The 12,951-nt window shown below is 68.3% G+C and carries 18 protein-coding genes; 16 read left to right on the top strand and 2 right to left on the bottom strand.

Going from position 1 to position 12,951, the window contains the following annotated elements:
- The 11 genes from map (at position 1) to truA (ending at position 6,852) form a co-directional block, all read left to right on the top strand.
- On the top strand, positions 1-807 hold the full coding sequence (map, locus tag B7K24_RS00530; protein WP_255372772.1) for a type I methionyl aminopeptidase: 807 nt from the start codon (positions 1-3) through the stop codon (positions 805-807).
- A gap of 153 nt (positions 808-960) precedes the next feature.
- Positions 961-1,551, top strand: a complete 591-nt coding sequence (locus B7K24_RS00525) for a hypothetical protein (RefSeq protein WP_084127900.1) — start codon at positions 961-963, stop codon at positions 1,549-1,551.
- 140 nt (positions 1,552-1,691) lie between these two features.
- Complete coding sequence (locus tag B7K24_RS00520) at positions 1,692-2,378, top strand: hypothetical protein (RefSeq protein WP_084127898.1); 687 nt, start codon at positions 1,692-1,694, stop codon at positions 2,376-2,378.
- 122 nt (positions 2,379-2,500) lie between these two features.
- The gene (locus B7K24_RS00515; RefSeq protein WP_084127896.1) at positions 2,501-2,809 is read left to right on the top strand and encodes a hypothetical protein; all 309 of its coding nucleotides are present in this window, start codon (positions 2,501-2,503) and stop codon (positions 2,807-2,809) included.
- 101 nt (positions 2,810-2,910) lie between these two features.
- A complete protein-coding gene (gene infA, locus B7K24_RS00510; protein ID WP_061960952.1) occupies positions 2,911-3,132 on the top strand; it encodes a translation initiation factor IF-1 in 222 nt (73 codons plus the stop codon).
- Between the two features lie 51 nt (positions 3,133-3,183).
- Positions 3,184-3,297, top strand: a complete 114-nt coding sequence (gene rpmJ, locus B7K24_RS00505; protein WP_061960951.1) for a 50S ribosomal protein L36 — start codon at positions 3,184-3,186, stop codon at positions 3,295-3,297.
- A 132-nt stretch (positions 3,298-3,429) separates the two neighbouring features.
- Positions 3,430-3,798 (top strand): 30S ribosomal protein S13, encoded by a 369-nt coding sequence (gene rpsM / locus B7K24_RS00500; RefSeq protein WP_084127894.1) that lies wholly within the window; start codon positions 3,430-3,432, stop codon positions 3,796-3,798.
- 3 nt (positions 3,799-3,801) lie between these two features.
- Positions 3,802-4,191, top strand: a complete 390-nt coding sequence (gene rpsK, locus B7K24_RS00495; RefSeq protein ID WP_061963598.1) for a 30S ribosomal protein S11 — start codon at positions 3,802-3,804, stop codon at positions 4,189-4,191.
- Between the two features lie 183 nt (positions 4,192-4,374).
- Positions 4,375-5,364, top strand: a complete 990-nt coding sequence (locus B7K24_RS00490; protein ID WP_084127892.1) for a DNA-directed RNA polymerase subunit alpha — start codon at positions 4,375-4,377, stop codon at positions 5,362-5,364.
- Positions 5,365-5,382: 18 nt separating this feature from the next.
- The gene (rplQ, locus tag B7K24_RS00485; protein WP_084127891.1) at positions 5,383-5,904 is read left to right on the top strand and encodes a 50S ribosomal protein L17; all 522 of its coding nucleotides are present in this window, start codon (positions 5,383-5,385) and stop codon (positions 5,902-5,904) included.
- A gap of 60 nt (positions 5,905-5,964) precedes the next feature.
- Positions 5,965-6,852 carry a tRNA pseudouridine(38-40) synthase TruA gene (gene truA, locus B7K24_RS00480; RefSeq protein ID WP_084127889.1) on the top strand — a complete coding sequence of 296 codons (888 nt, stop codon included), beginning with the start codon at positions 5,965-5,967 and terminating at the stop codon, positions 6,850-6,852.
- Here the strand turns inward: truA and B7K24_RS00475 are convergent.
- Positions 6,849-7,541: a gamma-glutamyl-gamma-aminobutyrate hydrolase family protein gene (locus tag B7K24_RS00475; protein ID WP_200808257.1), complete on the bottom strand. Its 693-nt coding sequence runs from the start codon at positions 7,539-7,541 to the stop codon at positions 6,849-6,851. The two genes, truA and B7K24_RS00475, sit on opposite strands and share 4 nt — an antisense overlap.
- Positions 7,542-7,752: 211 nt before the next feature.
- Here B7K24_RS00475 and rplM point away from each other — a divergent pair, with 211 nt between their 5' ends.
- The 5 genes from rplM to B7K24_RS00450 all read left to right on the top strand — a co-directional run bounded on the left by rplM (position 7,753) and on the right by B7K24_RS00450 (position 11,913).
- Entirely contained in the window at positions 7,753-8,196 is a 444-nt protein-coding gene (gene rplM, locus B7K24_RS00470; protein WP_084102305.1) for a 50S ribosomal protein L13, read from the top strand.
- A 28-nt stretch (positions 8,197-8,224) separates the two neighbouring features.
- On the top strand, positions 8,225-8,704 hold the full coding sequence (gene rpsI, locus B7K24_RS00465) for a 30S ribosomal protein S9 (protein ID WP_304441531.1): 480 nt from the start codon (positions 8,225-8,227) through the stop codon (positions 8,702-8,704).
- A 13-nt stretch (positions 8,705-8,717) separates the two neighbouring features.
- Entirely contained in the window at positions 8,718-10,082 is a 1,365-nt protein-coding gene (gene glmM / locus B7K24_RS00460) for a phosphoglucosamine mutase (protein ID WP_084127886.1), read from the top strand.
- A 94-nt stretch (positions 10,083-10,176) separates the two neighbouring features.
- Positions 10,177-11,043 carry a DedA family protein gene (locus B7K24_RS00455; protein ID WP_084127884.1) on the top strand — a complete coding sequence of 289 codons (867 nt, stop codon included), beginning with the start codon at positions 10,177-10,179 and terminating at the stop codon, positions 11,041-11,043.
- Positions 11,044-11,052: 9 nt separating this feature from the next.
- On the top strand, positions 11,053-11,913 hold the full coding sequence (locus B7K24_RS00450; RefSeq protein ID WP_084127882.1) for a bifunctional 2-polyprenyl-6-hydroxyphenol methylase/3-demethylubiquinol 3-O-methyltransferase UbiG: 861 nt from the start codon (positions 11,053-11,055) through the stop codon (positions 11,911-11,913).
- 15 nt (positions 11,914-11,928) lie between these two features.
- Here B7K24_RS00450 and coaA read toward each other — a convergent pair whose 3' ends face one another.
- Complete coding sequence (gene coaA / locus B7K24_RS00445) at positions 11,929-12,894, bottom strand: type I pantothenate kinase (RefSeq protein WP_084127881.1); 966 nt, start codon at positions 12,892-12,894, stop codon at positions 11,929-11,931.
- Positions 12,895-12,951 lie beyond the last annotated feature (57 nt).

Here is a 12,951-nt window from a genome sequence, read left to right as displayed (position 1 = left end):
GTGGCTGCCCGCATCGAGTACAAGTCTCGCGAAGACATGCGCGTCATGGCTCGCGCGGGACTCGTGGTCGAGCGGGCGTTGGCGGCCGCCGAGGCCGCCGCAGTGGTGGGTGCGACGACGAAGGACGTGAACGACGCCGCCGCCGAGGTCATCGACGCGGCCGGAGCGACGTCGAATTTCCTGGGCTACCACGGCTTTCCCGCGGTGGCGTGCGTCTCGATTAACGAGGAGATCGTCCACGGCATCCCGGGTGAGCGAGTCATTGCCGACGGCGATGTCGTCTCCGTGGATTGCGGTGCGATCGTCGACGGATGGCACGGCGACTCTGCGCGCTCCTTCGTGGTGGGGCAGGCGTCCGAGGTCGACCGCAAGCTGGTGGAGGCGACCCGCCGCTCCATGTGGGCTGGCATCGCGGCGCTCGCCACGGCGACCCGTCTCGATGACGTGTCCGCGGCTATTGAGGACGTCGCCGATGCCGCGGGACTGTTTCCGCTCGAAGGGTACGTGGGTCACGGCATCGGTACCGCCATGCACCAGGCACCTGACGTCATGAACTACCGGACCCGAGGGCGCCACCCGCGCGTGAAGCCGGGGATGTGTGTTGCCATCGAGCCGATGCTCGTGCGCGGGACCGGTGACTCGCACGTGCTCGATGATCATTGGACCGTGGTCTCGGCCGACGGCAGCAGGGGTGCCCACTGGGAGCACTCGATTGCCATCCACGAAGACGGCATTTGGGTGCTGACGGCCACCGATGGCGGTGCCGCCGGGCTCGCGGCACACGGCGTCGTCCCCGTCGCGCCGTAGCCCCGCCACCAGCACGGCGCTCCGGTGTGACGTATTGCACACCGCGAAACGCGACTGTGACGCCGGTGCCATTCAGGCGCAAACGTCTCTCTCTACGGTGGCAGGTACCGGGTCGGTACGCATCCGTCGTTCGCCCGGGCTGAGGGAGAGACCATGGCACGCGGATTCAACTACGCGCCTGGCGCGAGCGAAGAGGTCAGCCAGGCACAGGAGCCCGGCCTGCATCGGACTCAGGTGACGGTGTTGGCGTCGAGCAAGAATGCCTTGGTGCGGGAGGCGATTGCCGCGCGCGACGACCTGCCGCTGGGCATCATGGTGACGATGGCACACGATCGTGCGACCGAGGTACGGGCAGCGATCGCGCGGAACCCGACCGCCACACCACCGATCATGGAACACCTGGTGAACGACCGCCACGTGCCGGTGCTCGAGGCGTTGCTGAGCAACCCCTCGCTGTCCGCGGCGCTCGTCGAGAAGCTGGCGTTCCACCGCAAGAGCGAGGTTCGCTCGGCGGCCGCCGCACGCTTGAACGGCGCTGTCACGACTGCGGCGGACCCTGCGCCCGCCCACTCCGCCGCTGCACCGGAGATCCACGAACACGTCGCCGTCGTGGGCGACTCGGTGGTACTGGAATTCCCGTCGGGCGAGCCGGTGCCGGCGGTAGCGGCCGCCGAATCAGACGCCGTCACATCTCGACCGACGCGCACCGCGCCCATCCGCGGGTTCCGTCTGCCGCCGCGATAACTCCGGGCGCTGTGACGAGGGCTCGGCGAGCGTCGCGGACCTCCTCGTCACACAATGTTCATGAACGCCCCTGGTATCCGCCACCTCCACGTCACCTTGACGACGTAACGTCTCATCCTCAAGGCTGAGGAGGTGCTCCGATGGGGGCAAGGGACGACGAGGGCTCATGGTCGCGGGCGTACATGGCGAGCTCGGGGCTCGCGCTCACCACACGCGGACGTGGGGAGTCGGCCGACCTGAGCCTTGCGAGTTCCGCGAGCCTGTCGCGTCAGCGGGTGTCCGCGCTGTCGCAGCATCGGGACGCCGCGGTGCGCGAGGCCATCGCACGCCGCGACGACTGCCCCTTTGGCGTTCTGGCCGCGCTCGCACACGACTCCCGCCCCCTGGTGCGCATCGCCGTGGCGGCCCACGCCCGTGCCGGCCGCACGGTGCTGGCACATCTCGCGTCCGATCGCGATCCCCACGTCGTGAAGGCGGTAGCCCGCAACCTTGAGGCGCCGCGAGAGATCGTCGAGCGCCTCACTCGGCACCGCCGCGAGGAGGTGCGCCACCTCGCCGAGCGCATGTTGGCCGAGCGTGACGCCGCGCTCCTCAGCGGTGCTGCGCCAGCGGATGCTGGCCGGGGCCACGTTGACGGGCCCCACACCGTGGCGTTACACCACGTGCAGGCGAACGTGGAGGCAGACGCGGCCCATCCGATGCGCCGTGTCGCGCCGGCGACACTTGCACCGCGTCCTGCCGTGGGGCGCACCCAGGCCCGACCCTCCACGACGCCAGCCGGGCAGTGGGCGCCGGCGTCGCAGGCCCCTGCCGTCGGCACGTCGTAGCGTGACACTGCGCGCACGGATCGCGTGCGGCGCGCCGCGTGGCGTTCTTCACAGCTCGCTGGGCGGCTGACCTCGTGCACGGGTAAAATCCTCCCCACAGCCAGGTGAGAAGGGATCCTTCCGTGAGCATGTCCCCGATGCGCGATACCGCCGATGCAGCGGTCCTCGCCCAGGACCCCTCCCTTGAGTCTGCAGAACTCCTGACGCTCGCCGCGCACCGCGACCCCCAGGTACGTGCCGCCGTCGCCGCACGGACGGACGCCCCCATGGCAGCGCTGATGTCGCTCGGGTACGATCCTTCGCTGGATGTCTTGCACGCGTTGCTGCGCAACCCGCGCACGCCGTCGTCGGTAGTACGCAAGTTGTCGGATCATCGCAATGCGGCCCTGGCCGATGCGGCCGTGCAACGCCTGCGCAACGGCTACCGCTGAGTTCCGCCCGCGCGCTTGAGTCAAGCGCGACACTCGCGTATAGTAGATCCTCGGGCGTTTTAGCGCGCCCTCACACCAGTCAACCAACGTGAGTGGAGTCCATGGCCAAGAAAGACGGAGTCATCGAGGTCGAAGGCACCGTGGTCGAGGCGCTGCCCAATGCGTCGTTCCGAGTGGAACTGACCAACGGGCACCTCGTCCTCGCGCACATCTCGGGCAAAATGCGACAGCACTACATCAGGATCCTCCCTGAGGACCGTGTGGTCGTCGAGTTGAGCCCGTATGACCTGTCCCGCGGCCGCATCGTCTACCGCTACAAGTGATCGTCGTCCCGGTGCGTCCGCGTCTGGGCGCCCCGAGGCGAAGAAGGAATCATGAAGGTTAAGCCCAGCGTCAAGCCCATCTGCGATAAGTGCAAGGTCATCCGTCGTAACGGCCGAGTCATGGTCATCTGCGACAACCTGCGCCACAAGCAGCGTCAGGGCTAGACAACTCAAGACAGACCGCGCTCACACAGCCCTCAGGCAATCCCCCGGCTCGGAGGCCGGGGCCCGCACCCAGACACCCCGCGGGACGTGTGAGCGTCAGACCTCCGACTACTGAGGAGTAGAAGCAAGACAATGGCACGCATCGTCGGCGTCGACATCCCGCGCGAAAAGCGCATGGAGATCGCGCTCACCTACATCTACGGCATCGGCCGTACCCGCGCCCACGAGATTCTCGCCGCCACCGGCATCTCCGCGGACCTTCGCGTCAAGGACGCGACCGACGACCAGCTCGTCGCGATCCGTGACTTCATCGAGGCCAACTTCACCGTCGAGGGCGACCTGCGCCGCGAGGTGCAGGCCGACATCCGCCGCAAGGTCGAGATCGGCAACTACCAGGGCCTGCGCCACCGCCGTGGCATGCCGGTCCGTGGTCAGCGCACCAAGACCAACGCCCGCACCCGCAAGGGCCCCAAGAAGACCGTCGCCGGAAAGAAGAAGTAAGCCATGGCAGCTCCCACGCGCAAGCCGCGCAAGAAGATCAAGAAGACAGTCGCGCACGGTCAGGCTCACATCAAGTCGACCTTCAACAACACGATCATCTCGATCACGGACCCCTCGGGCGCCGTGGTGTCGTGGTCGTCCTCCGGCCAGGTGGGCTTCAAGGGTTCGCGCAAGTCGACGCCCTACGCCGCCCAGATGGCCGCCGAGGCCGCCGCTCGCCGCGCGCAGGACGCCGGCATGAGCAAGGTCGACGTCTTCGTCAAGGGCCCGGGCTCCGGTCGCGACACCGCGATCCGCTCGCTCACGGCCGCCGGCCTCGAGGTGACCTCCATCAAGGACGTCACCCCGCAGGCGCACAACGGCTGCCGTCCTCCCAAGCGTCGCCGTAACTAGCGAACGGGGGCCGCGACGCGGGCTACGAAGCCCACACCGCGACCCCGCCTCCTTGACCGCGGCCGATGCCCACGGCATCGGCCGCAGTCAAGATCCTTTCAACTGAAGAACCTCCACCCTGACGGACCGATCCGGCAGGACTTGCGAGCATCAAATAGCGGGTGCTCGGAAAGGAAATGAACAGTGCTCATCGCACAGCGTCCCACGCTGACCGAGAAGGTCATTTCGGACAACCGTTCGCAGTTCTCCCTCAAGCCGCTCGAGCCTGGCTTCGGCTACACGCTCGGCAACTCGCTGCGCCGCACGCTGCTGTCGTCCATCCCGGGCGCGGCCGTGACGTCGGTGCGTTTCGAGGGCGTCCTTCACGAGTTCTCGACGATCGAGGGCGTGAAGGAGGATGTCACCGAGATCCTGCTGAACCTCAAGAACCTGGTCGTCTCCTCGGAGCACGACGAGCCCGTCGTGATGTACCTGCGCAAGTCGGGTGCCGGCGCCGTCACGGCCGCCGACATCGCGCCGCCCGCCGGTGTCGAGATCCACAACCCCGACCTGCACGTCGCGACCCTCAACTCGAAGGCCCGCTTCGAGGTCGAGCTGACCGTCGAGCGTGGCCGCGGCTACGTGCCCGCCTCGATGAACAAGAGCTACGACGCCGAGATCGGCCAGATCCCCGTCGACTCGATCTACTCGCCCGTGCTCAAGGTCACCTACAAGGTGCAGGCGACCCGTGTCGCGCAGCGCACCGACTTCGACGAGCTCATCATCGACGTCGAGACCAAGAACTCGATCTCCGCTCGCGACGCGCTGGCCTCGGCCGGTTCGACGCTGGTTGAACTGTTCTCGCTCGCCCGTGGCCTCAACGAGGCCGCCGAGGGCATCGAGATCGGCCCGTCGGACACCGACGAGTCGCTCGAAGAGGACTACAACCAGCCCATCGAGGAGCTGAACCTCACCCAGCGCTCGTACAACTGCCTCAAGCGCGAGGGCATTCACACCGTGGGCGAGCTGACCGCCCGCTCGGAGGCGGACCTGATGGACATCCGCAACTTCGGGCAGAAGTCGATCACCGAGGTCAAGGAGAAGCTCGCTGAGCTGGGCTTCTCGCTCAAGGACGGTGGCGTCGAGTTCGGCGCCAACGGCCAGGGCGTGTACTTCTCGGGCAGCGAAGAGTAACAAGGAGAACGAAGCAACATGCCTACCCCCACTAAGGGAGCCCGTCTCGGCGGCGGTCCTGCGCACGAGCGTCAGATGCTCGCCAACCTCGCGCAGAGCCTGTTCGAGCACGGCCGCATCACCACCACCGTCACCAAGGCCAAGCGCCTGCGTCCCTACGCCGAGCGTCTGGTGACGTTCGCCAAGCGTGGCGACCTTGCCTCGCGCCGTCGCGTGCTCGGGATCCTCTCGGACAAGGGCGTCGTGCACACCCTGTTCACCGAGATCGGCCCCGGCTTTGCCGAGCGTGAGGGCGGCTACACCCGCATCACCAAGATCGGTAACCGCAAGGGCGACAACGCCCCCATGGCCGTGATCGAGCTCGTCGAGTTCGGCGCCCCCGCCAAGAAGGCCGTCACCAAGGAGGCCGAGAAGGCCACCAAGAAGGCTGCCCCCAAGAAGGCCAAGGCCGAGAAGGTTGAGGCGCCCGCCGTCGAGGCCGAGGCCACCGAGACCGAGGCCGTCGAGACCGAGGCTTCCGCCGAGGGCGACGACAAGTAAGACCGACGGCCGATGCGCGGGGTCACCTGCGCGTCGACGCCACTCACGAGACGGGCCCGCATGACCGAGCTATCCAGCCAGGTCGTGCGGGCCCGTCTCGCGTTCTCCTACGACGGCACGGATTTCGCAGGCTGGGCCGCCCAGCCGGGGCTGCGGACCGTGCAAGGCGAGATGGAGGTCGCGCTCGCGCGCATCGCCCGCGCCCCCGGGACGGGCGAGCCGCTCGGCCTGCGCCTCACCGTGGCGGGACGCACCGATGCCGGGGTTCACGCGCGCGGCCAGGTCGCCCACGTCGACATCCCCGCCGAGGTGTGGGCACGCATGCCGGGACGGGCCGAGCGAAGTCCAGCCGAGGGGCTACGCGACCGGCTCGACGGCACCACGCCCGCTGACATCGTGGTGCACGAGGCCCATGTCGCCGCCGCGGGGTTCGACGCACGGTTTTCTGCCACCCAGCGCCGCTACGCCTATCGCATCTGCGATCAGCGGCCGCTGCGGGACCCCCTCACGCGTCGACACGTCCTGTGGCACGACGGTGCACTCGACGTCGACGCGTTGAACGAGGCAGCGGCGACGCTGACCGGGCTGCGGGACTTCGCTGCCTTCTGCAAGGCGCGCGAGGGGGCGACCACGATCCGCGATCTCGTCGAATTTTCGTGGGCGAGGGTGGACAGTGGACCGGACGCGGGCCTGGTGGTCGCCACGGTGCGCGCCGACGCGTTCTGTCACTCGATGGTGCGCTCGCTCGTGGGCGCGGTGCTGCCCATCGGCACGGGGCGCCGCGACCTCGACTGGCTCGCGGCCGTCGCCGCCACGCAGGCCCGTGCGCAAGGCGTGGCCGTCGCCCCGGCACACGGGCTCACCCTTGAAGAGGTCTCCTATCCGGCCGATGCCGAGCTCGCCGTGCGTGCGGAGCTCACGCGGGCACGGCGTGAGGCTCTCGATTAGGCGGTGACGGCGGTCGTCACTCGGGCCAGGAGCGGCGGGATTTCTGCCGCCGCGACCGCGGGATGCTCAGGGTGCCATTGGATGCCCAGGACGGGCGCGAGGTCATGCCGGATCGCCTCGACGACGCCGTCTGTGGCGCGCGCCACGACCGTCAGGTTCGCCCCGACCTCGTCCACCGCCTGGTGATGGGTGCACCACACGCCCGCGCCGGGTGTGAGGGTCGAGTCATTGCTCAGGGTCGTGCGCACCCACACGTCCTCGCCGGTAAGGCGGTGACCCTCCATGTGCTGCACCAGCGTGCCGCCGCACGCGACGTTGAGCAGCTGGTGGCCGCGGCAGATTCCGAGAAGGGGAGCGCGGCGCGCAATCGCGTCCCGGATGACCGCCAGCAACACCGCGTCGGAGTGAGGGACGTGGTGGCCACCGTCGGTGTAGCTCTCGGCCCCGTCGTACAGCGCAGGGGTGACGTCTTCACCGCCCATGATGACCACTGCATCGGCCGCCCGCGCCATCTCGACGACCTCGTCCAGATCGGCATTCGCCGTCGCGACGAGTGCCGGCAGCCAGCCGGCCGCCGCCACCGCCGCAAGCGTCGCGGCGTTGAGCTCATCGAGCAAGCGCTGGTAGCCCGGGGCGTGCGGCCGGGCGTCGCTCACGTGCAGCACGAGCAGGGGACGAGTGGACGTCACGGCAGCCTCCGAGGGACGATAGTGAGGCGACACTACTGCCCGCATATGACGGGCTCGGTACGAATTGACCGTCAAGCCACCACGCCGGTACAATCGTCTGTCGTTGTGCGTTCCGGCTGGAAGTGTCTCCCACTCGCCTCCGCAGGACCCGCCGACCGAACCTCGCGATGCACCCGCATCGCCCATCGTTAACAAGTAAGAAGGCTTCACAGTGCGTACGTATTCTCCCAAGCCGGGTGACGTCACCAAGAACTGGTACGTCATCGACGCTACTGACGTGGTTCTCGGTCGTCTGGCCTCCCAGGCCGCTTCGCTGCTCCGCGGCAAGCACAAGGCGACCTTCGCCCCCCACGTCGACGGCGGTGACTTCGTCATCGTCATCAACGCCGACAAGATTTCGCTGTCTGGCAACAAGTCCACCGACAAGATGGTCTACCGTCACTCGGGGCACCCGGGCGGGCTCAAGGCCGTGCCGATCGGCGAGCTCCTCGAGAAGAACCCCCAGCGCGTCATCGAGAACGCCGTCAAGGGCATGCTTCCCCGCACCAAGCTTGGCCGTGCCCAGCTGACCAAGCTCAAGGTCTACGCCGGCTCTGAGCACCCCCACGCCGCGCAGCAGCCGCAGGCGTTCGAGATCACCCAGGTCGCGCAGTAAGCGCGGACGGACACAAGGACTGATTGAAGTGGCAGACGTGACTGACACCGTCGAGAACGACACCCCCACCGAGTACACCTCCGAGTCCGCGCCCGAGCGCGGCAAGGGCACCTCGGCCATTGCTCCCGGCGCCGGCCTCGGCCGTCGCAAGGAGGCCATCGCGCGTGTGCGCCTGGTCCCCGGCTCGGGTCAGTGGAAGATCAACGGCCGCACCCTGGAGGACTACTTCCCCAACAAGGTGCACCAGCAGCTCGTGAACGACCCGTTCTCGCTCCTCGACATCGAGGGCAAGTTCGACGTGCACGCCCGCATCACCGGCGGTGGCCCCTCGGGTCAGGCCGGCGCACTGCGCCTGGGCGTCTCTCGTGCGCTGAACGAGATCGACGAGGAGACCAACCGCCCGGCCCTCAAGAAGGCCGGCTTCCTCACCCGCGACGCTCGCGTGGTCGAGCGCAAGAAGGCCGGTCTCAAGAAGGCCCGCCGCGCTCCGCAGTACTCGAAGCGCTAAGCAGAAACCGCGCATGGCGCGACTTTTCGGCACGGACGGGGTCCGCGGCCTGGCTAACCGTGATGTCACGGCAGAGCTGGCCGTGGACCTCGCCGTGTCTGCGGCCAGGGTCCTGGCGGAGCGCGGAGAGTTCTCCGGGCACCGCCCCAAGGCCGTGCTGGGCCGCGACACCCGCGTGTCCGGCCAGTTTCTTTCCCACGCCGTGGCGGCGGGCCTCGCGTCCGCCGGCGTGGACGTCCTCGATGTGGGTGTGTTGCCCACGCCGGGCGTCGCCTACCTCACGGATGCCGTCGAGGCCGACCTGGGCGTCGTGATCTCCGCGTCCCACAACCCCATGCCGGACAACGGCATCAAGTTCTTTGCGCGCGGCGGTCACAAGCTCGACGACGCGGTCGAGGACCAGATCGAGGAGCGGCTGCGCGAGCCGTGGCAGCGCCCCACCGGGGCGGCCGTGGGCACCATCCAGGATGCCTCGCACCTCGCGAGCGACTTCGTCGATCACTCGGTGGCGGCGGTGCGATCCTTCGCGGGCGCGGAGGAGCCGCTCACTGGGCTCACCATCGTGGTGGATACCGCGCACGGTGCCGCCTCCACCGTGGGTCCCCAGGCACTCGCAGCTGCCGGCGCGACGGTGATCGCGATTCATGACCAGCCCGACGGCCTCAACATCAACGACAACGCCGGCTCCACCCACATGGGTGCGTTGCAGGATCGGGTCGTCGAGGAGGGCGCCGACTTCGGCATCGCCTACGACGGTGACGCGGACCGTTGCCTCGCGGTCGACCACACCGGCGCTCTCGTGAACGGCGACCAGATCATGGGGCTGCTTGCGATCGCGATGAAGGACGCCGGCAGCCTGTACCACGACACGCTCGTCGCCACCGTGATGAGCAACCTGGGCCTGCACCGCGCCATGGACGCCGCGGGCATCACGATCATCGAGTCCGCGGTCGGTGACCGCTACGTGCTCGAGGCCATGCGCGAGGGCGGCTACAGCCTGGGCGGCGAGCAGTCGGGCCACGTGATCGTGTCCGACTACGCCACGACGGGCGACGGCGTGCTCACGAGCCTGCTCATCGGCGCGCGGGTGCGCGAGTCGGGCCCGCTGCGCGACCAGTGCGCCACCATTGAGACGCTGCCGCAGATCCTCGTGAACGTCTCGGGCGTGGACCGCAGCCGCGTGCACACCGACGCTGGTGTGCAGAGCGCCGTGAGCGCCGCCCGCCGCGAACTGGGCAAGTCCGGCCGCGTGCTGCTGCGTCCCTCGGGCACCGAGCCCCTGGTGCGCGTCATGGTCGAGGCCTCGACTCCGGCCGATGCGCAGCGTCACGCCCAGGCGCTGGCTTCCGTCGTGACCGAGCGTCTGGCGATTTCCTGAGCCACCGCGCACCGCGCGCGATTCATCCTTGCGCGGACACGGATCAGGGTGATTCCCCATCGCGGGCGACCCGCGAGGCTGAAACACTGATGCCGTGACCGACCGTAGTTTCACCGACTGGATTCTGCACTTCTCCTCCACCGTCGAGGAATGGGTGCTGGAGCTGTCCGAGTCCCTGTGGATCTACCCCGGCATCGCGGGCGTGTCTATGGTGGACGGCTTCTTCCCCGTGGTGCCAAGCGAGTCGGTGGTCATCGCGACCTCGACCACCTCGTACCAGACCGGTTCGCCCATCCTGCCGCTCATCCTGGTGTGCGCCGCGCTGGGCGCATGGCTGGGAGACCAGATCGCGTACCTCATTGGCGCGAAGGCGAACATCGCCCAGTGGCGCCTGTTCAAGCGCGACCGCTGGCGCCGTTCGCTCGACTGGGCTGAGACGCAGCTCGAGCGGCGGGGCACGACATTCATCATCGCCGCGCGGTTCGTTCCAGGTGGCCGGGTCGTGGTCAACCTAGCCGCGGGCGCGCTTCGGTTCCCTCACCGCAGGTTCATGGGCGTCGACGCGATCGGTGCCAGCATGTGGGCGATATGGAGTGTCGCGCTCGGCACCATCGCGGGGGCGATCTTTCCCGAGGACAACCTGGTGCTGTCGATCGTGATCGGGGTCATCGCCGGCGTGGTATTTGGCTTTTTCGTGGACCGCATCCTGGGTTGGTTTGGCTTGACGTCGCCTGACCTTCCCGACCTTGTCAGCGACATCGAGGCGAACCTCACCCCCGAGGAACGCGAACGGGCGGCCGAAGCCGAGCGGCTGCGCCTGGAGCGACGTGAGCACCGTGCCGAACACCGCGCGGAACGGCGCGAGAGTTTCACCGGTCAGATCCCGCTGGCGCACCGGCGCCGCACGGCCGATCCGGAGGGCGACGACCCCACCGCATCGGCAGACGACTCGCAGCGCTAAATTCGGTCCATGAGCGAACAAGGCGCCGATGCCGCCGTCACCTGGGAGGAGGCGAGGTCCGTCAACCTCGCGAACTGGGAGGCTCGCGTACCGCTTCACGTTGACGCGTATCCCGAGGTGGCCGCGCTGCGCGCGGACCCGTCCGCCATGAGCACCGTCGTGCACGACGACCTCGAGGCGCTCGGCCGCCATCTCCCTGCGGGCATCGCGGGGCTCGAGGTCTGCCACCTGCAGTGCCACATCGGCACCGACACCCTCTCGCTCGCTCGGGCAGGCGCGCACGTGACAGGGGTGGACTTCTCTCCTGCGGCGCTCGCGGCCGGCAAGGCACTTGCCGCCGAGCTCGGACTTGCCGCGACCTGGGTCGAGACCGATGTCCTCGACGCGCGCGCGGCCGTCTCAGGCGCCTTCGACCTCGTGTACACGTCCATCGGCGCCATCACCTGGCTGAGCGACCTCGATCGCTGGGCCGCACAGGTGGCAGCGCTCCTGCGTCCGGGAGGCATCTTCTATATCCGCGACGGCCACCCGGCGCTGTACTCGCTCGACGAGACCGCTGACCGCCTGGTGACCCGCTACCGCTACTTCGCCAACGGCGACGCGATCGAGTGGAACGACCAGTCGACATACGCGGGCGACGGCACCGTGACGAGCCCGCGCACGCTGGAGTACCCGCACGCGCTATCGGAGACCGTGACAGCGCTGCTCAGCGCGGGTCTCGACCTGGTGGCCTTCGACGAGGGAACGACGCTGCCGTGGAAGTTTTCGGACCTCATGGAGGAGCTGCCTGGCGGCGACTACGCGTACCCGGAGCCTCTACGGTCGCGCATCCCGACCACCTTCACGCTGGTGGCTCGCAAACCCGCGTAGCGCGCCGCAGGCCGCCTAGAGCTTGCGCATGTGCACGGACTGGACCTGGTGGTCCGCTCCCTTGGACAGGATGATGGTCGCGCGCGAGCGCGTGGGAGCGATGTTGCGCGCGAGGTTGGGTGCGTTGATCGAGTCCCAGATGTGGCCGGCCTTCTCGACGGCCTCCTCGTCGGTGAGGTCCGCGTAGTTGAGGAAGTACGAGTCTGGCCGCGAGAACGCCGTCGAGCGCAGTGACAGGAAGCGGTCGATGTACCAGCGGCGCACGTCGGTGGGCTCGGCATCCACGTAGATCGACACGTCGAAGTAGTCCGACACCGCCAGTGCCGTCTCATCAAGGTCACGGGGGCTGGCCGGCTGGAGCACGTTGAGACCCTCGACGATGAGGATGTCGGGGCGGCGCACCACGGCACGCTCGCCGGGAACGATGTCGTACGTGATGTGCGAATAGACCGGCGCGCTGACCTCGTCGACGCCGGACTTCACGTCCGCGATGAACTGGCGCAGGGCGCGCCTGTCATACGACTCAGGGAAACCCTTGCGCTGGAGCAGGCCACGCTCGGCGAGGACGGCGTTGGGGTGCAGGAAGCCGTCGGTAGTGATGAGCTCGACGCGAGGCGAGTGGGGCCACCGCGCCATGAGTTCTCGCAGCACGCGCGCGGTCGTGGACTTACCCACCGCGACCGAACCGGCGATGCCGATGACGTAGGGCGTGCGCCCCGTGGACTCGCCCAGGAACGCGCTCGTCGCGGAGTGCAAGCCCCCGATGGCGCCCGAGTACAGGTCGAGCAGACGCGACAGGGGGCGGTAGATCTTGTCGACCTCGGCGAGGTCGATGGGGTCGCCCAGCCCACGTACGCGGCGGATGTCCTCCTGCGTGAGAGGCAAGGGCGTGGTCGTGGCGAGCGCGGCCCACTGGTCACGAGAAAAGGTCGTGAAGGGGCCGTCCGAGGCGGGCGAGGTACGGGGACTCACGGCCACCATTGTTCCGCATCGTGCGTGCTGTGCCGTGCCGCGGGCTTGCCGCCGTAGACTCGTCCG

The sequence above is a fragment of the Demequina sp. NBRC 110055 genome (assembly GCF_002090135.1).
Lineage (GTDB): Bacteria > Actinomycetota > Actinomycetes > Actinomycetales > Demequinaceae > Demequina.
Note: the sequence above shows the minus strand (reverse complement) of the source record. Positions and strands in the feature narration are given on the sequence as shown.